The sequence below is a fragment of the Amycolatopsis sp. CFH S0740 genome, assembly GCF_004522315.1.
GTDB lineage: Bacteria > Actinomycetota > Actinomycetes > Mycobacteriales > Pseudonocardiaceae > Amycolatopsis > Amycolatopsis nivea.
Genome location: NZ_SDLS01000002.1, coordinates 160,324 through 179,229, shown reverse-complemented (window position 1 = coordinate 179,229; position 18,906 = coordinate 160,324). Strand labels below are relative to the sequence as shown.

The following is an 18,906-nucleotide window of genomic DNA, read 5'->3' as shown; positions in this document are numbered from 1 at the left end:
ATGATCTCTTTCGTCGCTCAGAGTCCTACAGCAGATCCGAACACGCTGCGATGCTGTTCGACGACCGCCGTCCAGTCGTCGTCGTACCGGAACCGCACGACATCCCAGCCCTTGTCGTAGAGCCGTTCTGCGGCATCGGCGTCTCGCTGGGCGATTTCGCTGTCGTCATGGACCGGTCCGTCGATGAAGACGGCCACCGGGGCGCCGGGAAGCCGGTAGACGTAGTCGGGCCGCGCCAGCGCATCCGGCACGAACTTCTGGGTCTCGTCCGGCAGCCGCAGGCCGTGGTGCTTGAGCCACTCGACAAACCGTACTTCCAAACTGCTCTCCGCTTGCTCCGACAACCGGGCCAGCTGCTCGGAACGGCCTTCGCCGGCACCCGTCGGAACCGAACGGGCACCGGCAAGACGGACCAGGAGATCGCGGACCGAATGCCGGTCGATCTCGCCGTGATCGGACTGGTTGCCGTAGGTGAGAAGGCATTCGTAGCAGCCTCGGGCACACGGCCGGTCCTCGTGCGGGCCGCCCCGATCCGTGCCGTCGAGGTCGAAGTGGCAGATGTCGAGAGCGGTCGCGGCCGCCCTCGCGAGCGCATCCGGCTCCGACTGCATCAGCTTGAGCACGCCGGCACCGCCTTCCGCGGCTTCGGTGAACAGCATCCGGTCGCGCGGACCCTCGTCCGGTGGCAGCAGTTCGCTGGTCAGCTCGGAATCCTCGAGTTCGAACTCCGCTTCGATGCCGCGTTCCAACGCGTACATCAGCGACACAGCGACCGCTCGATCCACCGGCTCGGCCAGCTTGAAAACCAAGACATTGCGGCGGTCTTCGACGTAGGGAATGACCCGCTTCTTGCGCCGTGACTCGTTTCCCTTGGAGTCGACGACCGGCAGTTCGCTCGAGTCGCCTGCCGCGTCGGCCGCGTCCTGTTCGTTCATCCAGCGGCCGTCGGCCGGGTCGAGCCAGAATCCGTCCGGCTCGCCCTCCTTCGCGCGCAGCCGACCGACATTGGTGATGCGCACCGTCGCGGAATCGCCGTAGATGACCGTGGCGAGGTCGCCGTGGCCGTCGCCTACCAGAGCGTCACGGCGGCCGGGCCGCTCGCCGTGGTCATGGAACCGGTACGACGTCACCAGCCGGAACCCGGCCCGGCGGCGCTCCTCCTCGTCGGAGGAAATCCGTTCCCGTTTGCGGGTGTAGACGGTGTGCAGTTGCAGCAGCCCGGAGGTCGCGGCGGGCAGCCGCTCGCCGCACATTTCGCACTTTGCCGCGTTGGCGAGTTCGTCGTGGTGGTAGCCGCAAGTCGTGCACCGTTGAGCCGTCGTGGTGACCACATCGCCGCTGGAGTCGGGCGGCAGCTGGATCCGAGTGACCTGGTAGCGGGCGCCTTCGTGGTAGACCAGTGCGCCCGGCCCGAACTCGCGGATCGCGAGGAACCGGGGGCGCTGCACGTAGTCGCCGTCGCTGAATCGGCGGCCGGAAGACGGGATGTAGGCAGCCAACGGAAGCCGCGGGAACGAGTAGCCCGGCAGAAAGCCTTCGCTGGCCAGGTAGCGATACGGATTGAAGTCCGACAATACCGAGTTGTGGTCGACGTTCTCGTTCTTCAGCAGCCGCAACTGGGTTTCCGCCTCGCGCCGACGGGCCACCGCGATGTCCTGGTCGCGTTTGGTGAGAGTGTGGTCGAGTACCCTGCGGTTCTGCTCGGCCTGGTCCCGTAACGCGGCAGTGAACAGGTTGCGCCAGCGGTTGAACGCCCGATTGAACTCTTCGCCTGCCCCGCGCGACACTTTGTCCAGCCAAAGGTCGTCCCACCAGGGCATTTCGGCGAAGTCGGCCAGCAAACTGCCGAATACCGCCCGTGCCGCGGCGGCGGTGCGCTCCTGCGCCCCGGCATCCCGACGTTTCTGGTCGATGTCGTCGAGCAAGTCGAGGTCCGGTGCAGGCGTCCGGGCTTCCTTGTCGTAGCTGACGTCGAGGACCTGTGGAATGGTGTTGCCCAGTTTCAGCCCTGCTTCGGCCAGCCAGATCGCCTGGACGTGCGATCGCACCAGGTCTTCGTTTGTCAGATCGAGCCGGGGCCGGGTGATCACCCCGGACACCATCCGTTCCGAACGGCGGAAGTAGTACTGGTCATGGCTGTTGCCGGTGGCGCAGTAGGTGGTGACCAGCGCTGGCTGGCCTGACCGGCCCGCCCGGCCGCTGCGCTGCGCGTAATTTGCCGCAGTCGGCGGCACATTGCGCATCATCACCGCGTTGAGCTCGGCGATGTCCACTCCCAGCTCCATCGTCGGCGAACAATAAAGCAGCTTCAGATTGCCCTTGCGGAAGTCGTTCTCCCGCTCTTCCCGCACGCCCGGCGGCACCTGCGCCGTGTGCTCTTTGGCCACCAGACCGCCGAGCGCGCCGGCCGCATCCCGGTAGAGCTCCCGGAAAAACGGGTTCACCCGGGGGCCCTCTCCAGTGGCATAGGTCCGCGCGAGCGGATCGTGCGCGCCGACCTCGCCTGTCCCGGCCTTCCAGACCAGGGCCACGGAACGCACTCGGTAACCGGTGAGCATTTCGCGCGCCGAACCCCGGCCGCGGCGCGCGTAGGGAGTCGGGACCTCGACTTCGGCAACTTGACCGCCGTCTTTCAGGACCGTGAGCAAGTCCTCGATGACCTTCTGCGTGTCATCGATCGAGAGGTCCTTGAAATAGGGCAGTCGGCGCAGGTATTTGCCGTACTTGGTACGACCTGACACGAACAGTGCGGCCCGGCCCATCCCAGGCCGCGAGCTTTGCGGGAAAGCAGTGCCTACCTCCGGCCGGTCGTTTGCGGCGGCCAGCACCCAGGGATCGACCAGCCGTTCCTCGCTGGCGCGCTGGAGATTGTCGAAATCATCCCGGAAAAACTGCACGTCGATGGCGAGCCCGCGGCGCAGGTGGTCGAGCAACGCTTCCATGATTTCCCTGCGCAGCGCTGGATCGGCGTCGCGCAGATCCGGGTGCACGGCTTGCCATCGCACGCTTTCTTTGGACAGCCAGTCGAGGTCTTCGTACTGGATCTGGAGCAAGCCGGTCTGCTCCAGGTTCGGCATAGTGACCCGCCAGCCGCGCTGCAAATCGGTATAGAGCCGGAAGGCGATCACGTCTTGCAGGGTCTTGGCTGCGTTGCGCTGCATCGACGGCGTCAGATTTTCGCCCTGCGCATAGTCTGCGGGTTCCAGATTCAACGCGGCGGCGACCCGGGCAGCCAGCTCCTCGTGCCGGACGCCCTCCTCGCCCGCTTCCGCTACGGCTCGATAGAGCGCAGCGCGCAGCTGGGTGACCTGGACGAAGTCGTTGAAGTGTCCTGCTTGCAGCGAAGCGTCCTGCCGGTTGTCCACAAAGGTCAGCAGTTTGCGCGCCTTCTTGTCCAGCGCAGCGGCGGGAACTTCCTTGAGCGAGCGCAAGATCGACGCGGACACCAATGAGGTGGCCGACGAGCGGCCTTCCTGGTCGAGCGTCGCGAGTTTCGCGAAGTCCTTGCCCCGGACCTGCTCGTAGCTGACGTTGCACTGCAAACAGAATCGGAACGGTGCGGGGATGAATGCGGCGGTGAGGTCGCCTGCGCCCTCGTTGCCGAATTCGTCGACAGTGATCGTGACAGGCAGCCGCTCCCGGTAGGAGTCCTTGACGACATCCTCGCCATGTTCCTCGACCAACCAGGAGTCCGGGACACGGCGATCGGAGACGGCTTCGCGGGCGGTTCCCGGCCACGGCCGTGCGGGATTGACGTACAGATAACCGTCGCCGGCGCGACCGCCGGTACCGGCGGTGTCCCGGCGCGGTTCATAGCGAAAACCCCCGCCCCGTGCTTCCGTGCGCCACACCGTCAGGTACTCCTGACCGCACTCCCGGCAGAAGGCGAGCGGCAACAGGATTTTGCCGCCTGAACCTGGCTGCACCCGCTGGTAGTCGCGGGTCCGATGCCGAGTGCTCGGATCCTCCAAGGTCACGTAGACCGTGTCGCCCTTGGACAGGAACTGGTGCAGGCGGAACGCGAACAGCGGTCGTTCGGTCGTCGGATGCCGAGCCTCGGAACCGGCCTTGAGCGTCTCACGGACAGCGTGTGCACACACCTGCTGGTCCACTCTGCTCCTGGCAGCCAGTTCCCTCGCCGCGTCTTCGATCTTGGCCGGCCTGCTGCGCACCAACCGGCCGGTTTCGTCACTCGTGAGGCCGAACCGGGTTTCGATCCAGCGAGCCAGCGGATCACGCACCAGATCGGCGTAGGCACGGGGAGCGTGGGCAGCTTGCAGCCGATCGGCCGGGACCACCGCGGGCGGCTCGTCGGTGGCGCGCACCAGCGTTTCGCCGATGACGTGGTCGGGGGCTACCTCGACGCCGAATAACGTTGTCGCAACCTTCGCGACCACGGTTTTCCGATCCTCGAAGGTGTCTTCGCTCGACATCGTGGCGGACGTGCCGATGCACTGGACGTTCTCGGCCTGGCAGGCTTCGCGGACCCGCCGGATGAGCAGCGCGACATCGGCGCCCTGCCGTCCGCGGTAGGTGTGCAGTTCATCGAAGACGAGGAAGTCCAGGCCGTTGGCCATCCGGATCAGCGAACGCCGGTCGTCCGGACGAGTCAGCATCAATTCGAGCATCACGTAGTTCGTGAGCAGAATGTCCGGGGGATTGTCGCGGATCTCCTTGCGCCGCTCTTCGTTCTCCTGCCCGGTATAGCGCGCGTAGGTCACCGGCTCTCGGCCCGCGCCGTAGCCGTCGAACAGGAACTTGTCCATTTCCTTGAGCTGGCTGTTGGCCAGTGCGTTCATCGGGTACACGATGATCGCGCGGACTCGCTTGCGAGGCGTGGCGCCCTCCCGCTCCCGATCCTTCAACACCCGGTCGACGATCGGCACCAGGTAGGAGAGCGACTTCCCGGACCCGGTGCCCGTTGTCAGGACGTAGGAGGCACCGGACTGCGCGACCTCGATCGCCTCGCGCTGATGCCGGTGCAGCGTCAACGGGCGCCCGTCGCACACGGCGGAATTTTCGGTCTTGCCGGCCTGGAAGATGCGCGCGCATTCCGGATGGAGCAGACCGTCTTCGCGGGTCAACTCCAGCAGCGTACCGCCGGAGGCGAAGAACGGATTCAGCGACAGCCACGGGTCCGGCCACTGCGACTTGGCGTCCAGGTCCCGCTCGACGTACTCCGAGATCCGTTGGTCGCGGATCAAAGTGCCGCCACCGGTGAACTCGCGATAGTCCTTGATCAGCTTCTCGTGCATGCTGAAGACGTCCATCCCGTCCGAGGCCGCCGCTGCGGCGGCCGGAGCGGCGCCGATCGCAGGCTTCGCGATTCGAACGCGGGCGAGTCCCTGCACGGGGTCGAAAGCATCCCAGCCAGGGACCGCGACAGTCGCGGTCGCCAGCGGGAGAAGGTCGTCGCGCACGGTCGCCGCGTCGACCGGGCGGTCGACCGGATCCTTAGACAGCAGCTTCTCGATGAGCCGGGCGAGCTCGCCGGGCACGTCCTGGCGGAGCAAGGCGACCGACGGAGCTTGCTCGTCCAGATGTTTCTGCCCGAGCTCATGACCCGACGTACTGGAGAACGGCGGAACCCCGGTCAACAGTTCGTACAGCACACACCCGAGCGCGTAGAGATCCGCGGCCGGGCCCACGGTCGAGTCCTTGAACTGCTCCGGGGCCATGTAGCGGGCGGTGCCGACGGTGACTCCGGTGCTGGTGATCCGGCTGTTGTCGGCCTCGTCGAGGACCAGGCTCATGCCGAAATCGAGGACCTTGACTGTGCCGCCGTCCACCACCATGACATTGGACGGCTTCAGATCACGGTGGATGACGTGCTCGCCATGCGCCGCGGCGAGGCCGTCTGCGATCTGCGCGCCGAGCGCGGCGACCCAGGCGGGCGGCAGCTGTGGATGCTCCGATATCAAGTCGCGCAATGTGCGGCCGTGCAAAAGCTCCATCGCGAGGTACGGCAGACCGGCGGCGTCTACGCCGCCGTCGATCAACCGCGGCAGGTTCGAATGGTCCAGCCTGCGCATGATCCGCACTTCGCGGGCGAAGCGTTCGGTCGCCTTGTCGACAGTTGCTGAGTCGATGGCCTGGCCGGACCGGCTGCGGAGAATCAGCTTGATGGCGACCTGCCGGTCCTCGGAGGACTCCGCGCGGAGATCTTCGGCCAGGTAGACCTCCCCCATGTTGCCCCTGCCCAGAGGGGACAGCAATGTGAAGCGTCCGGCGACGACTTCCGGGTTGCCTGGCACTGTGGTCCTCCCCGCATGGCGCTTGATCAGTAATGCTCGAAGGGTATGTCGATGTAACCACGCGTAGCGCAACAGATGCTGGCTCGATTTTTGGCGATTTGTCCAACAGAGCGCCGGGAGCTGCCCGGCGGCACCAGCTACGGCAGTGTGCGAGCAGGTGGGCACTGAGCTTGCGAGATGACTCTGATGCGCTCGACTTGTGATCAAGCCATTTCGTTCGATGAACCTGTCGCACACGCGTCGCACGGACGTAGCGGACGGGCCTGAAAGGCGCGGGGTTTGACCTGGACTGTTCCCCAGGCTCTGAGCTGCGCAAAAGCGCCAGCTGGCCAGGGATGACTTTGGTGGTCTGTCCCTGTAAACAGAAGGTCAGGGGTTCGAGCCCCTTGCCGGCTCCGGGAACGCGACTTTGTTTCGCCGCGCGAGATCGGCTTGCCCTCGGATGCCGAGGCTCCAGCGGTCTTGTCGGCACGCAGATTTCCGCTGTCGCGGGTGCCGGCTCGCTATGCGGTCGCGGCTCAGGCGGCGAACCGCGGGAGATCGGCGGCCGGGAGGTCGATCGCGGCGCGGCCTGCGTCGGTGAGGAGCGCGGGAACGCGCTCGCCGTGCCGCCCCGCGCGCAGCGGGACGACGAGGGCCAACCGCACGAGGCGGTGGGCGGTGAACTGGTCGCAACAGGCGATGCCGTCGATGTATAGATCGGGCTCGCAACTGCAGGTCATCTCGGCCCGGCCGCGGCCGACGGCCCTAAGGGTGGCGCGTTCGCGGTGGTTCAGCGGAAAGATCTGGGCCGACATGGGTGCCTCGCGGGTTCCGAGTTGCCTGGTGCTTCATCTCACTGTCCGCCCGCTGTCTGGTGCCAGCCAGATCCAGATCTGCGGCTGTTTCGAGGTACCAGTTGCTCCGCGAAGTGCGGGGAAAGATCCTTCTCGGCTTTGCTCCGCGGTTGCGTCATGCCTGTTCGCGGGTGCGTGAAGCGGGCAGGCGGAGTACTCTGAATCAGTCGGTTGATCTTTGATTCACGACGAGGGGAGGATCGTGAGTTCACCACACGCGGGTGCGCGGATCGCGCGTGCCGTCGAGGCTGCCGGGCTGAGCCAGCGTGCTCTCGAGGCGGTGACGGGTATTTCGCAGTCCACCCTGTCGCGGATCGTTTCTGGCGCTCGCCCGGCGAAGATGCCGGAGATCGCCGTGATCGCGCGCGCGGTCGGCGCCACGGTCGCCGAACTCGCCGGTTCGGGTTCGGTGGCCGCTCGGGTGCAACGCGCCGCCCGGGCAACGAACGGGTCGGGCATGCAGCGGATGCGCGAGACGCTGCTGCACTACCTGGAGCTGGACGCTTACCTGGACGACCAGGCTGTGCCGGCGACGGTGTGAGCGTGGCGAAGGTGACCGCGGAGACCGAAGGCCTTGCCGCTGCAGAGGAGTTTCGTGCCGAGCATCGCCTGGCCCTGCAGCCGTTGGGTGATCTGGTGGCATTGATCGAGCGGATCACTGGGTTCGATGTCGCGGTGCTGGAGACGGGGCCGGACGAACACGGCCTGACTATGCGGGATCCCGCGCGCGACGCGGTGTTCATCGGGGTCGCCCGCACCCGCCGTCCGATGCGGCAGCGCAGCACTCTCGCGCACGAACTGGCACACGTGCTGTTCGGCGACTGGGCCGACGACCACGACGGCGACTGGGCGGATCGGCGATACGCGGAACGCCGAGCGGACGCGTTCGCCCGGCACCTGTTGCTCCCGCTGGACGGGGTCGGCCAGTTCGTCGCCGGCCGGGACATCACGCTGGCTACGTTGTCGAACGTGGTCCAGTGGTTCCTCGCCTCGCCCGCCATGGCCGCGATCCAGCTGCACGAGGGCGAACACATCGACGCCGCCGCCAAAGACCGATGGATGGCAACCACGACGCCGCAGCTCGCGGCGAGGTTCGGCTGGAGCGATCAGTACGCCGCGCTGCAGACGGAATCCGATCACCCGCGGGCCCCGCAGCGGCTGCTTGCCCGGGCGATCGTCGGCTACGCGGAATCAGTGGTGCCGGTCCAGACCATCGCCACCTTGCGTGGCGTCCCCGCCGCACAGGCCGAAGCCGAACTGCGGGACGCCGGGGTGTCTCCGGCTCCGCAGCGAGTGTCCTGGGCCGAGGCAGCGGACGTGCCCGACGTCGAAGTCGACCTGGCTGACCTGGACCGCGACCTCGCCGCGCCGGACGGGGATCGATGACTCAGCGGCCGATCATCGACGCCGGTCCGAGCCTGAATTTCCTGTCTGTCAACCAGGAACGTCTGCTCATCCGGGTGCTGGGGCCGCTGTCGGTGCCGGAGACCGTGCAGGGCGAGGTGCTGCGGAAAGCGCAGCAGGACACCAGGTTTCGCGCGGCCGAAGCGACGTGGCACAAGCTGACGCCGAAGTGGGTGCAAGTGCTTTCCGATGACCCGACTCCGGAGCTGGCGGCGGTGGTCGAGCGGATCACCCGGCTTCCCTTGCTGCAGCGGCTTCGGCAGCCTCGGGATCTGGGCGAGTTGATGGTGGTCGCGCACGCCGTCGTCGCCGCGGAATCGGGGCGGACGGTGCGGGTGCTGATAGACGACGGGCAGGGCGCGCGGCTGGCCGCGGCCGAGGCGGCCAGGCTCGAGCGTCTGCGGGCTCAGGCGAAACCGGTCGGCACGGTCGAGCGGGTGAGCACTTTGACGGTTCTTGAGGTCGCCGCGCGGAAGAGGCTGGTCGCCGACCGCGGTGCGATGCGCGATCTGTACGGGCGCATACGACGGCCTTCCGCCGATCGGGAAGACCCGGTTGCTGGCGAGCCAGATATGGCCCTGACCAGCCGATTCGTTGTCAGGTGTGGCTGATCGCGCTGGCCGGCACGTGAAACGTGCTTCGGCCAGCGCGATCGGTGACGCCGTGGTCCAGAATGACGACCGCGGTCGCTCCGTCCGGTTCCGTTTCCGTCACCCGGCACGAGATACGCAGCTGCGCTGGATACGGCGACTCGGTCGTGCGGTCGGTGTCGAGCACCGGCAGCTTTTCCACGAGGGTGACCTGGGTGCCGTCGGCCTCGGAGAACTGGACTTCGACCCAGCCGGGGAACGCGTCGTCCATCACTCTCGTGGCAATGCCGTGGAGATAGGCCATGGGCTAGGAATGCCGGAATCAGAAGCCGTCGCAGGTGGCGGTCGCGAAGTTGCCCGATGCCTTTGCCGTCTTGGCTTCCTTGCCGTCCACGACGACCTTGCAGGCCACCTCTCCGCCCTCGGCGCCGGTGGTCACCGACAGGCTGCCGCCCTTGAACAGGCCCTTCGTGGTGATGTCTTTCGACCACGGCAGGGTCTGCGGCTGGTCCTGGTTGGAGGACGCGTTGCCGTCGCCGATGGTGGTGTAGGTGATCGAGGCTTCCTTCGCGGTGCCGGTGACCTCGTAGTGGATCGTCACGACGCGGTTCGCTTCGTTGTTGACCTCGTTGACCACCTTGGCGGCCGTCACGGTCCACACGATGCAGATCGCCAGGCCGATCACCGACAGCACGAGACCGGCGATCGAGAGGCCCTTGTTCGTGGCCTTTCCGGACCGCGTCCGGACGAAGCCGAGTGCCGAGAAAATGATCCCGAGGATCACCAGCGGCCACGCCACGAGCCCGACGACCGGGACGAACGAGAAGATCAGGCCGATCAGTCCGAGCACGAACCCGGCGGTGCCGAGCCCGTTCTTCGGCTGGGCGGGCGGGGCCGGGTAGGGAGCGGGCGGCGGAGGATAATCAGGGGCGGACATGAGAGCCTTTCGTGATCGAACGTGCACAACCAGGTCGCACTGATCGCCCCGAGTGTTACGTGATGTCTGGTATCAATTCATGCGCGGTTCCACATGCACTCGTTCGCCTTGGAGTCCGAAGAGGATCAGCAGTTCGACCGCGCCTCCGTCGGCTGAGCCGAGCCAGTGGGGTTCCGTCGTGTCGAACTCCGCCGCCTCGCCGGGCGGGACGGTCAGGTCCTTCGCGCCCACGATCAGGCGAAGATGCCCATTGAGGACGTACAGCCATTCGTAGCCGCTGTGCGTTTTCAGCGCGGGTTCGGCGGAGCGGCCGGGGATGAGCATTTTGTACGCGTGCACGCCGCCCGGTCGCCGGGTCAGCGGTACGTAGGTCATCCCGTGCTGGTGGATCGGGCGCAGGTGGACGCGCGGGTCGCCGGCGCGGGGTGCGCCCACCAGGTCGTCGATCGGCACGTCGTAGGCGCGCGAGAGCGGCAGCAGCAGTTCCAGATTCGCCCGGCGCTGGCCGTTTTCCAGGCGGGACAGGGTGCTTTCCGAGATGCCGGTCTCCGCTGACAGGTCGGCCAGGGTGATGCCGCGCCGGGTGCGCAGGGTGCGCAACCGCGGGCCGACCGCGTCCAGGACTTCGTCGATCTCACGCATGGTGCCTAGTCTTACTCGTGAGTGGCTATGCCGGTTAGAACCGGCATAGCCACTCACGAGCCCGCGTCAGCCGACCAATTCGGGAGCCGGTTTCTCGGCACGCCGCACGGGGGCGGTTTCCGGGAGGATCAGCAGGCAGACCAGGCTCAGCACCAGCAGCGCGGCCAGGTAATAGCCGACCGCGAGTGCGTCGCCGGTCGCCGCGACGATCCGGTTGGCGATCATCGGGGAGAGACCGCCGCCCAGCACCGCGCCGACGTGGTAGCCCACGCCGAGACCGGACTGGCGCTGCTCGCGCGGGAACAGTTCGGCGAACCAGGTGTACATCGGTCCGAAAAGGATTCCGGTGGCGGCGAAACCCAGCAGCAGCGCGACGAATACCGAGCTGATGGTGCCCGCCGACGCGATCGGGAACATCACGAGCGCGGCGATGATCGACAGGACCGCGCCGGTCACCATCACCGGTTTGCGGCCGATCCGGTCGGACAGCCAGGCGGATCCGACGTTCGCGGCGGCGTGGCACAGCAGCGTGATCGTCGAAATGGTGACGATCGGCGCGCGCGGGAGACCGAGGCCTTCCGGGGCGGCGGCGGTCGCGTAGGACAGCATGAACGTGACGAGCGCGAAAGTGCAGGCGGTGAGGCCGAGGTTCGCACCGGCGATCAGCAGCAGTCGTCGCCAATTCGAGCGGAGTACGTCGGCGAGCGGCTTTTTCGCACGCGTTTCCGCGGCGGCCATTTTCTCGAATTCCGGGCTTTCCGAAACGCCGCGGCGGACCCAGATGCCAATCGCCAGCACGATGCCGCCGGCGAGGAACGGGAGACGCCAGCCCCAGTTCATGATGTCGTCGTTGGGCAGCAGGAGAACCAGCGCGAACGCCAGGTTCGCCAGCACGACACCGATCGGTGAGCCTAGTGCGACGAAGGAACCGTAGAGGCCGCGCCGCTTTTCGGGTGCGTGCTCAACGGCGAATACGGCCGCACCGGCGCTTTCCCCGCCGCGGGCGGCACCGTGCAGCAGGCGCAACCCGACGAGCAACAGCGGCGCGGCGATGCCGATCACCGCGTACGGCGGGAGAACGCCCATGCCCAGAGTCGCGATACCCATCAGCAGAAACGCGGCGTACAGCGCGGTGCGACGACCTCGGCGGTCGCCGATCCAGCCGAAAAGCGCCGCGCCGAGCGGTGCCATCACGAAACCGATGGCGAAGGTCGCGAGGCTCATGAAGGTGCCGAACCAGGCGTTGCCGGTTTTGAAGAACACCGATCCGAACACCAGTGCCGCCGCGGTGCCGTAGATCGAGAAGTCGTACATTTCCAGGGAAGTGCCGACGCCGGCGGCGAATCCGAGCCGCAGCACGCCGGGAGAGTGCGCTTCGTCGCGCTTGGCCATAGCAGGCCTTTCGTCGTCTCGCGCGGAATGCGCGGAGTGTCCGGTGGTGGGGAAACGGTGGGCACAGCTTAGGGAAAGCGTGACGAAGGAGGCAAAGTCCGATTTGCGGCGGATTGATAAATAAAATCGATCAATTAATAGACAAGACGGCCGGAATCGCGAGGATTCCGGCCGCTCGGCTCAGTACAGTTCGATCACCAGTTTTTCGGAGCGCGCCCGCGACACGCACAGCGCCATCTGGTCGCCGGAAGCCTTGTCGCTGGCCGAAAGACACTGGTCGCGGTGCTCCGGCGTGCCTTCCAGCACCCCGGAAACGCACGAACCGCAGATGCCTTCCTCGCACGATTTGAACACCTCGATCCCGTTGTCGGTCAGCACCGACAGGATCGACCGGTCGGCCGGGATCTCGAACACCTCGCCGGTGTCGAGTTCGACGGTGAACGGCTGGTCGCCGCTCGTGTCGACCTCGGCCGCGGTGAAATGTTCGACGTGCACCTGCGTTTCGCCGACCACGGGCGCGAACACGCCGGTGACCTGCTCCATGAACCCTTCCGGGCCGCAGGTGTACACGTGCCCAGCGGAACCGAGCCCGGAGGCCACTTCGGTAAGCACGGCGGGCTGTTCGTCGCGCGGTACCCCGAAATACAGCAGCACCCGGTCTCGGAATTCAGCCTGTTCCTCAAGCAGGGAAACAAAAGCCGCTGACTCCCGGCTGCGCGCGAAGTAGTGCAGTTCGAATTCCGCACCGTCCGCGTGCAGCTGATAAGCCAGGCTCAGCAACGGAGTGATGCCGATGCCGCCCGCGATCAGCACGTGCCGCTCGGCGTCCGGAGCCAGCGAAAGCAGGTTCCGGGTTTCGCCGATCTCGAGCTTGTCGTTCTCCGCGACGGTGTGCAGCGCCTCGGAACCACCGCGCGAATCCGGCTCCCGCTTCACCGCGATCAGCAGCGAGGACGTGTCGTCCGGCCGCCCGCACAGCGAATACTGGCGCAGGATCCCGGTCGGACCGGTGACGTCGACGTGCGCACCGGCGGGATGCGGGTCGAACGGCAGACCGTCGGCGCGCACGAGGCGGAGCGCCCGGATTCCAGGCGCTTCCTCGACGACCTCGGCCACGCGGACCACGGTGTTCGGCATCGGCTCTCCGTTTCAAGCGGTTCAGCGCAGGTAAAGGCCGCCGTTGGCGTCCCAGCAGGCCCCGGTGACCGAGGCCGCGCCGGGCGAGGCGAGCAGCGACACCATCCGTGCGATGAACGCCGGGTCGCCGAGCCGTCCGACGGGGATGTTCTTCGTGAAGGCCTCGAGGTTGTCCTCGCCGACGATCGAATGCACCATCGGGCTGTCCAGCGGCCCCGGGGACACCGAGTTCACGGTGACCCCGCGCGAGGCGAGTTCGCGCGCGAACACCTTCGTCGCGGACATGATCGCGCCCTTGGACGACGCGTAGTGCCCGCCGGTCGCGGTGCCGCCGTTCTGGCCTGCCAGCGACGCCATGTTCACGATCCGCCCGTAACCCTGCTCGGCGAAGTACGCGCCGAAGATCTGGCAGGCGGTGAACGTGCCGGTGAAGTTGACCGCGAGGACCGCGTCGAGGTCTTCCGGCGTGATCTCCATCAGCGGGGCCGCCTGGGTGCGGGCCGCGTTGTTGACCAGCACCTGCACGCCGCCGAAATCGCGGACGACGTCGTCCTTAAGCTGCGCGAGCGCCGCTCGATCCCGTACGTCGACCTCGTAGCCGCGGCAGTTGCCAAGGGACGCGGCCAGCTTTTCGGCCGCTTCACCGTTGATGTCCACGATCGCGACGCGGTAGCCCTCGGCGAGCAGCTGCCGCACGATCGCTTCGCCGAGCCCGTTCGCGCCACCCGTGACTACCGCGACGTGCGGCTCCGCCTGCGCGCTCACAGCAGGAATCCTGCGGCCGGAACGGCTTCGTCGCTGTTGACCAGCCGGACGACCTTCAACGCGATCCGGTCGCCTTCGGGACCGTCCGGCGAGAACCGGATGCGGTGCACCAGATCCGCCGCCCACAGGTCGTGGTTGCCGCGCTTGTAGGCGACCAGGATCTGGGCCGAACGCAGCACGACTTCTTCGTCGGAAACGGATTCCGGCACGAAGCGCGACACCGTGCGCACGGTGCGGGCGGAGTCGACGGCGGCGATCGCGTAGCCCTCGGTCATCCGCGCGACGCGCATCTGCCGCATCCGCGCGTCGTCGTAGACCATGTTCAGCGAACCGGCGAAATCATCGGTTTCCCGGTCGATCGGGATGACGTAAATCCCGTCTTCGGCGAACAGCTTTTCCCACTCGTGGTATTCGGTGCGGTCCAGCAGTTCCGCCTCGCGGTTGACCAGCTCGACGGCCCGCGCGACCCGCACGTCGGTGGTGGGGATGGTTTCAGTCATCGCCCATCATCTCCTTCCACTGGGCGTACGCGGCGCGCATGCCGGTTTCGTCGGTGACGTGCGAGGTCGGCCAGCCTTCGGGGCTCGCCTTTTCCCGCGCGAGCCCGCGGTTGACCAGGATCGGCAGGTCCGGGCCGCCGTGCGCCCCGCGCTGCACGCGGTCCCAGCCCTCGGCGTCGTCGGGCGTGCCGAATCCGAACGGGCCCTGGAAGTGTTCGTGGATGCGCAGCCGTTCGCGGTTGACCACGTCCAGCTCCGGCGGTCCGTCGGGACCGATCGCGACGTGCTCGATCAGCGTCTCGTTGACCGAAATCGGCCGCAGCACGCGGAAAAAAGCCGCGGACATCGAGACGTTCGGGAACAGGTTGAGGTTGAACCCGGTGCCGTGCATGGCCCGGACGACCTTGCGCACCTGCGCCTCGTCCAGCGTCTTCGACAGTTCGGCCACGACGTGGTCGAACCGGCCCTGCAACGGCTCGGTGCCGTCGTCGACGTCCAGGTCGGAGTGTTCCGGCACCATCTGCATGACGCTGTGCCCGTTGCCGAGCGAATGCGTGATCGCCGACGGATCGGTCATGAACGACATCATGTCGGCGGTTTCCGCGTCCACCGAAGCCATCCACGACCGGTGCACGATCGGGAAGTGGTAGCCGTCGGTGGTGTTTTCCAGCTGGATCTTCCAGTTGCCGCGGAACTTGAACTGGTGCTTGCCCAGCACCTTGATCGGGTAACCGCCGCCCTGCTTCATGAATCGGTCGATCCACAGTTTCGCGTCGCCGAGGAAGTCCTCAAGGGACTCGCCGTCCTCGGCGAAGGTCGCGAAAACCATGCCGCCGTACGATTCGGTGCGCAGTTTCTTCAGCGACAGTTCGCCCTTTTCCAGCACGCCTTCGTAGCCGTCCGGGTACGGGATGCCGCGCAGCTTGCCGTCGAGTCCGTAGCTCCAGGCGTGGTACGGGCAGGTGAAGCCGTTGGCCTTGCCGCTCGGCTTCTCGCACAGGCTCGCGCCGCGGTGGCGGCAGCGGTTGAGCATCGTGTGCAGCGTGCCCTTGCGGTCCCGCGTCACGATGACCGGCTGGCGGCCGACGTAAGTGGATTTGAAGTTGCCGGGCTGGGCCAATTCGCTTTCGTGCGCGACCCACACCCACGAACGTTCGAAGATCTGCGTCATCTCGCGTTCGAAGATTTCCGGGTCCGTGTAAAGGCGCGCGGCTACGCGGTCGCTTTCGGCGAAATCGGCGGGAACAGCGGTGTTCTCAGTCATGAGGTCTCCGATTTCAGTCGGGCAGGTCGACGTCTTCGCGGACGGTCAGCGGACGGCCGATCCGGGCTTCGATCTTGGCGAAGCGCCACAGCTTGACGCCATTGCTGCCGACCTCCGTGGTGCGCAGCAGGTTGCAGCCGGCCTTGACGGTTTCCTGGCTGTCGGCGTCGGCGAGGATGTAGCAGGTCCACGGCCAGCCGTCAGACGGGCCGACCATGTGCGCGTCGTCGTCGATGTCGCCGATGAACGTGATGCCCGGCAACGCTTTCAGCTGGTCCATCATGGACACGAAGGACTGCCAGACGTCGCCGATGGTGATGCCGTCGGCGGGCAGGTCGAAGAAGTTCTGGTTGATGCCGATGCAGAAAAGCACCCGCAGGGGCTGCGTGCTCACAGTCGGAGACTCCTCGTCGTGGTGGTGGCTGGTCAGCGGAATCCGGGGCTGGTCGGCGGCTGTCCCATGAGAACCGCGCCGGCGGCGTCGTGGATGGCCGGGCCCAGGAACGCATGCTGCTTGGGTACCAGTGCGTCGCCCTGAAGTCCACGCAGCGGGTGCGTCGAGTAGATCGGCGCGGTGCCGGAAATCTCGACGAGCTTCGACACCACCTCGGACGCCGTCTTCGCCAGGTGCGCGGACGAAAGCCGCAGCTGGGCGTTCTGTTCGTCGGTGGCCTCGTCGCCGGAAACGACGGTGTCCCAGACCTCGTGGCTGACCTCGTAGAACCAGGCGCGGGCGGACCGCAGCGCGGCCTCGGCGTCGGCGTACCCGGTGCGGTAGTAGCCGCGGTCGGCGAGCTTCGGTGCACCGGTGACGCCGGTGTATCCAGCGCCGACCTCACGGGCATGGTCGAGCGCGGCGCGTGCGACGCCCGCGCCGACGATGGCGAGAACCTGTGCGGCGTAAGCGATTGTGGGGTAGCGGTAGAGCGGCTCGTCCACGGTGGGCGCGCCGCCGCGGATGAACGTCCACTCGCGCGGGACCTCGACGTCGCGCACGACCAGGTCGAACGAACCGGTGCCGCGCATGCCGACGACGTCCCAGTCCTGCACGATCTCGACCTGGTCGGGCCGCAGCAGCGCGGTGCGCGGTTTCCCGCCGGTCGATTCGTCACCCGGGATGCCGACGCCGAGGATGTCCGCGCCCATGCAGCCGCTGGCGAACTTCCACCGGCCGTCCACGCGGAAGCCGGTTTCGGTCGCCGGGGCGGGCTGGACCGGGAAAAGCCCGCCGGCGAAGGCGACGTCCGGGCCGTTCTTGTACAGCTCGGCCTGGGTGTCGAGCGGGAGCGCGGCGAGGTAGATCAGCGACGAGCCGAAGCTGGCGACCCAGCCGGTCGAACCGTCCACTGTGGAAATCCGCTCGATCAGGCGGAGGAATTCGGCGGGCGGGAGCGGGTTGCCGCCGAACTTCGCGGGCGTGCTGGCCCGGTAGACGCCGACCTGCTTGAGCCGGTCGATGAAGTCGCGCGACACGTAGCGCTGCTGCTGGAACTCGTCCTTGCGCTTGGCGAGCTCGGCGAGCACCTCCTCCATGGTGACTTCGCTCATCGCTGCTCCTCAGAATGCCGGTGCGGTCGGTCCGACGGTACGAAGGACGCCGCCGCGCGGGAATTGGTAGTGCCTGAGCGGGCGTAGGGGATTTCTTCAGTGCGAGCCGCCAGCCAGGGGCTTTACCCTGAGCCGATGGAAGCGGACCCGCGCGCGCCCGAGCTGACGACGCACGATTTCGTCGCGATGCTCAACGCCAGCCGCACGTGCGTGCTCGTGCACGACGGCGCGACGAAGAACATCCTGTGGGCCAATCCGGCTGCCTGCGAGATGCTCGAATGGAGCGTCACCGAGTTGCGGCCGCTGAAGGCGAACCACATGAGCAGCTCGGCGCAGCAATACGACCGGGTGATCGGGCGGGCGTGGCTGCAGGAGGCGGTCGAGAAGGGCGTCAGCCGGATCGAATGGCATTACCGCACGAAATCCGGCCGGGTGATCCCGACGGACGCGGTGGCCACGCGGGTCGAGCTGGCCCAGGGTCCGGCGGTGATGGTGCAGTTCCGCGACATCGAACGCGAGCAGGAAATCGAGCGCGAGCTGCGGTTGACCACGTCCTGGGTGGACGCGCTGGCCCGGCAGACGTCGGCGGTCGCGCTGATGCTCGACGGCTCGGGCGAGCTGCGGTTCGCGACGGACTCCGCGGTCGCGCTGTTCGGGGCGACGCCGGATGAGCCGCTGGGCCGGTTGACCGACTACGCAGCGCTGCGTCTCGACGACCGTCCGGCCACTTGGGACGAGGTCCGCGAACGCGCGGTGCCGGCCACTCAAGTTCGGCTGGAAATTCAGGGTCGCGTGTGGCTGGAGGGCAGCGTCGAACGGCTTCGCGAGCCTGGTGGAGACGCGTTTCTGCTGCTGCTCCACGACGTGTCCGAACGCATCCGCGGCGAGGTTCAGCGCGAGCGTGACCTGCACCGGGAGAACTACCTCGCGCGCTACACCGCGATGGGCGACATGGCGATGGCGATCGCGCACGAGCTGAGCCAGCCGCTCGCCGCCGCGGGCAACTTCCTGGCCGGTGTCCGGTCGCGGACGCTCGATGCCGCGCCGGTCGTGTACGGCATCGACAGCGCGGTCCGGCAGATCGAGCGGGCGAGCCAGATCGTGTCGTCCGTGCGTGCGTTCGTCGGGCATCTGGAGCACGTGGAGCAGGTCGCCGACCTCAACGAGATCGTCGAGGAATGCCTGTACTTCGTGCGGTTGCGAGCCGAACCGGCCGCGATCGAGGTGACCTTCGACCGGTCGGCCGAAGCGGTGCCCGTGCACTGCGAACGCGTGCTGACCGGCCAGGTCGTGCTGAACCTGTGCTTCAACGCGATCGAGGAAATGGCCCAGTGCCCGGCGCAGCGGCGCAGCCTGGTGCTCACCACGCGCCGCGACGGCGACACCGGCGTGGTCACCGTGGACGACCGCGGCCGCGGCTTTCCGCGCAATCCGTTCGACGAGTCGTTCACCGCGAAGGAGCGCGGCAGCGGCATCGGACTGGCGCTGAGCCACCGCATCATCACCCGCCAGCACGGGACGATCTGGGCCGAACACCGCGCGGGCGGCGGTTCGCGCTTCGGCTTCGCACTGCCCGCGACCGGCCCGGGTTAGGAATTCTTCAGCTACGCCGGGGAAGTTCTCGATATCCCGGACCG

16 protein-coding genes are annotated in these 18,906 nt (G+C 67.0%); 4 read left to right on the top strand and 12 right to left on the bottom strand.

Translation table 11 applies throughout. The annotated features are described in order from the left end of the window. Positions 1–17: 17 nt before the first annotated feature. Both EIZ45_RS04135 and EIZ45_RS04130 read right to left on the bottom strand, forming a co-directional pair. Positions 18–6,254, bottom strand: coding sequence for a protein kinase (locus tag EIZ45_RS04135; protein ID WP_134661943.1), 6,237 nt, complete (start codon positions 6,252–6,254; stop codon positions 18–20). Positions 6,255–6,772: 518 nt separating this feature from the next. Beyond that, entirely contained in the window at positions 6,773–7,051 is a 279-nt protein-coding gene (locus EIZ45_RS04130; RefSeq protein WP_134661942.1) for a hypothetical protein, read from the bottom strand. A gap of 241 nt (positions 7,052–7,292) precedes the next feature. On the opposite strand from EIZ45_RS04130, the gene EIZ45_RS04125 reads away from it, so the two are divergent. From EIZ45_RS04125 to EIZ45_RS04115, 3 genes are read left to right on the top strand one after another with little or no spacing between them, the layout of a single operon-like run. After that, positions 7,293–7,631: a helix-turn-helix transcriptional regulator gene (locus tag EIZ45_RS04125; protein WP_134661941.1), complete on the top strand. Its 339-nt coding sequence runs from the start codon at positions 7,293–7,295 to the stop codon at positions 7,629–7,631. Positions 7,632–7,633: 2 nt separating this feature from the next. Continuing rightward, positions 7,634–8,476, top strand: a complete 843-nt coding sequence (locus tag EIZ45_RS04120) for an ImmA/IrrE family metallo-endopeptidase (protein ID WP_240690550.1) — start codon at positions 7,634–7,636, stop codon at positions 8,474–8,476. Then, entirely contained in the window at positions 8,473–9,105 is a 633-nt protein-coding gene (locus tag EIZ45_RS04115) for a hypothetical protein (RefSeq protein ID WP_240690549.1), read from the top strand. The genes EIZ45_RS04120 and EIZ45_RS04115 overlap by 4 nt, the downstream gene beginning before the upstream one ends. On the opposite strand, the gene EIZ45_RS04110 is transcribed toward EIZ45_RS04115, so the two are convergent. The 10 genes from EIZ45_RS04110 to EIZ45_RS04065 all read right to left on the bottom strand — a co-directional run bounded on the left by EIZ45_RS04110 (position 9,092) and on the right by EIZ45_RS04065 (position 17,269). Next, positions 9,092–9,355, bottom strand: a complete 264-nt coding sequence (locus EIZ45_RS04110) for a hypothetical protein (protein ID WP_134661940.1) — start codon at positions 9,353–9,355, stop codon at positions 9,092–9,094. The genes EIZ45_RS04115 and EIZ45_RS04110 overlap by 14 nt on opposite strands. Positions 9,356–9,406: 51 nt before the next feature. Beyond that, the gene (locus tag EIZ45_RS04105) at positions 9,407–10,021 is read right to left on the bottom strand and encodes a DUF4190 domain-containing protein (protein ID WP_037808111.1); all 615 of its coding nucleotides are present in this window, start codon (positions 10,019–10,021) and stop codon (positions 9,407–9,409) included. Between the two features lie 72 nt (positions 10,022–10,093). Beyond that, the gene (locus EIZ45_RS04100; RefSeq protein ID WP_037808109.1) at positions 10,094–10,663 is read right to left on the bottom strand and encodes a helix-turn-helix domain-containing protein; all 570 of its coding nucleotides are present in this window, start codon (positions 10,661–10,663) and stop codon (positions 10,094–10,096) included. Between the two features lie 66 nt (positions 10,664–10,729). Further along, positions 10,730–12,055, bottom strand: a complete 1,326-nt coding sequence (locus EIZ45_RS04095) for an MFS transporter (RefSeq protein ID WP_043827198.1) — start codon at positions 12,053–12,055, stop codon at positions 10,730–10,732. A 180-nt stretch (positions 12,056–12,235) separates the two neighbouring features. Beyond that, positions 12,236–13,192: a PDR/VanB family oxidoreductase gene (locus EIZ45_RS04090; protein ID WP_037808104.1), complete on the bottom strand. Its 957-nt coding sequence runs from the start codon at positions 13,190–13,192 to the stop codon at positions 12,236–12,238. A gap of 21 nt (positions 13,193–13,213) precedes the next feature. After that, on the bottom strand, positions 13,214–13,957 hold the full coding sequence (locus tag EIZ45_RS04085; RefSeq protein WP_134661939.1) for an SDR family NAD(P)-dependent oxidoreductase: 744 nt from the start codon (positions 13,955–13,957) through the stop codon (positions 13,214–13,216). Next, positions 13,954–14,457, bottom strand: coding sequence for an aromatic-ring-hydroxylating dioxygenase subunit beta (locus tag EIZ45_RS04080; protein ID WP_134661938.1), 504 nt, complete (start codon positions 14,455–14,457; stop codon positions 13,954–13,956). The genes EIZ45_RS04085 and EIZ45_RS04080 overlap by 4 nt, the downstream gene beginning before the upstream one ends. Then, positions 14,450–15,721: a Rieske 2Fe-2S domain-containing protein gene (locus tag EIZ45_RS04075; RefSeq protein WP_043827202.1), complete on the bottom strand. Its 1,272-nt coding sequence runs from the start codon at positions 15,719–15,721 to the stop codon at positions 14,450–14,452. Before EIZ45_RS04075 ends, EIZ45_RS04080 begins: the two co-directional genes overlap by 8 nt. Positions 15,722–15,734: 13 nt before the next feature. After that, positions 15,735–16,115, bottom strand: a complete 381-nt coding sequence (locus tag EIZ45_RS04070; RefSeq protein WP_037808097.1) for a hypothetical protein — start codon at positions 16,113–16,115, stop codon at positions 15,735–15,737. Between the two features lie 32 nt (positions 16,116–16,147). Beyond that, positions 16,148–17,269, bottom strand: a complete 1,122-nt coding sequence (locus EIZ45_RS04065) for an acyl-CoA dehydrogenase family protein (protein WP_134661937.1) — start codon at positions 17,267–17,269, stop codon at positions 16,148–16,150. A 135-nt stretch (positions 17,270–17,404) separates the two neighbouring features. On the opposite strand from EIZ45_RS04065, the gene EIZ45_RS04060 reads away from it, so the two are divergent. Next, on the top strand, positions 17,405–18,862 hold the full coding sequence (locus EIZ45_RS04060; protein WP_037808094.1) for a PAS domain-containing sensor histidine kinase: 1,458 nt from the start codon (positions 17,405–17,407) through the stop codon (positions 18,860–18,862). The last annotated feature ends 44 nt before the right edge of the window (positions 18,863–18,906 follow it).

Coding starts and splice junctions, on each gene's coding strand:
- EIZ45_RS04130 (WP_134661942.1), bottom strand. CDS start 7,051: ATGTCGGCCCAGATCTTTCCGCTGAACCACCGCGAACGCGCCACCCTT.
- EIZ45_RS04115 (WP_240690549.1), top strand. CDS start 8,473: ATGACTCAGCGGCCGATCATCGACGCCGGTCCGAGCCTGAATTTCCTG.
- EIZ45_RS04110 (WP_134661940.1), bottom strand. CDS start 9,355: ATGGACGACGCGTTCCCCGGCTGGGTCGAAGTCCAGTTCTCCGAGGCC.
- EIZ45_RS04105 (WP_037808111.1), bottom strand. CDS start 10,021: ATGTCCGCCCCTGATTATCCTCCGCCGCCCGCTCCCTACCCGGCCCCG.
- EIZ45_RS04100 (WP_037808109.1), bottom strand. CDS start 10,663: ATGCGTGAGATCGACGAAGTCCTGGACGCGGTCGGCCCGCGGTTGCGC.
- EIZ45_RS04095 (WP_043827198.1), bottom strand. CDS start 12,055: ATGGCCAAGCGCGACGAAGCGCACTCTCCCGGCGTGCTGCGGCTCGGA.
- EIZ45_RS04090 (WP_037808104.1), bottom strand. CDS start 13,192: ATGCCGAACACCGTGGTCCGCGTGGCCGAGGTCGTCGAGGAAGCGCCT.
- EIZ45_RS04080 (WP_134661938.1), bottom strand. CDS start 14,457: ATGACTGAAACCATCCCCACCACCGACGTGCGGGTCGCGCGGGCCGTC.
- EIZ45_RS04075 (WP_043827202.1), bottom strand. CDS start 15,721: ATGACTGAGAACACCGCTGTTCCCGCCGATTTCGCCGAAAGCGACCGC.
- EIZ45_RS04065 (WP_134661937.1), bottom strand. CDS start 17,269: ATGAGCGAAGTCACCATGGAGGAGGTGCTCGCCGAGCTCGCCAAGCGC.
- EIZ45_RS04060 (WP_037808094.1), top strand. CDS start 17,405: ATGGAAGCGGACCCGCGCGCGCCCGAGCTGACGACGCACGATTTCGTC.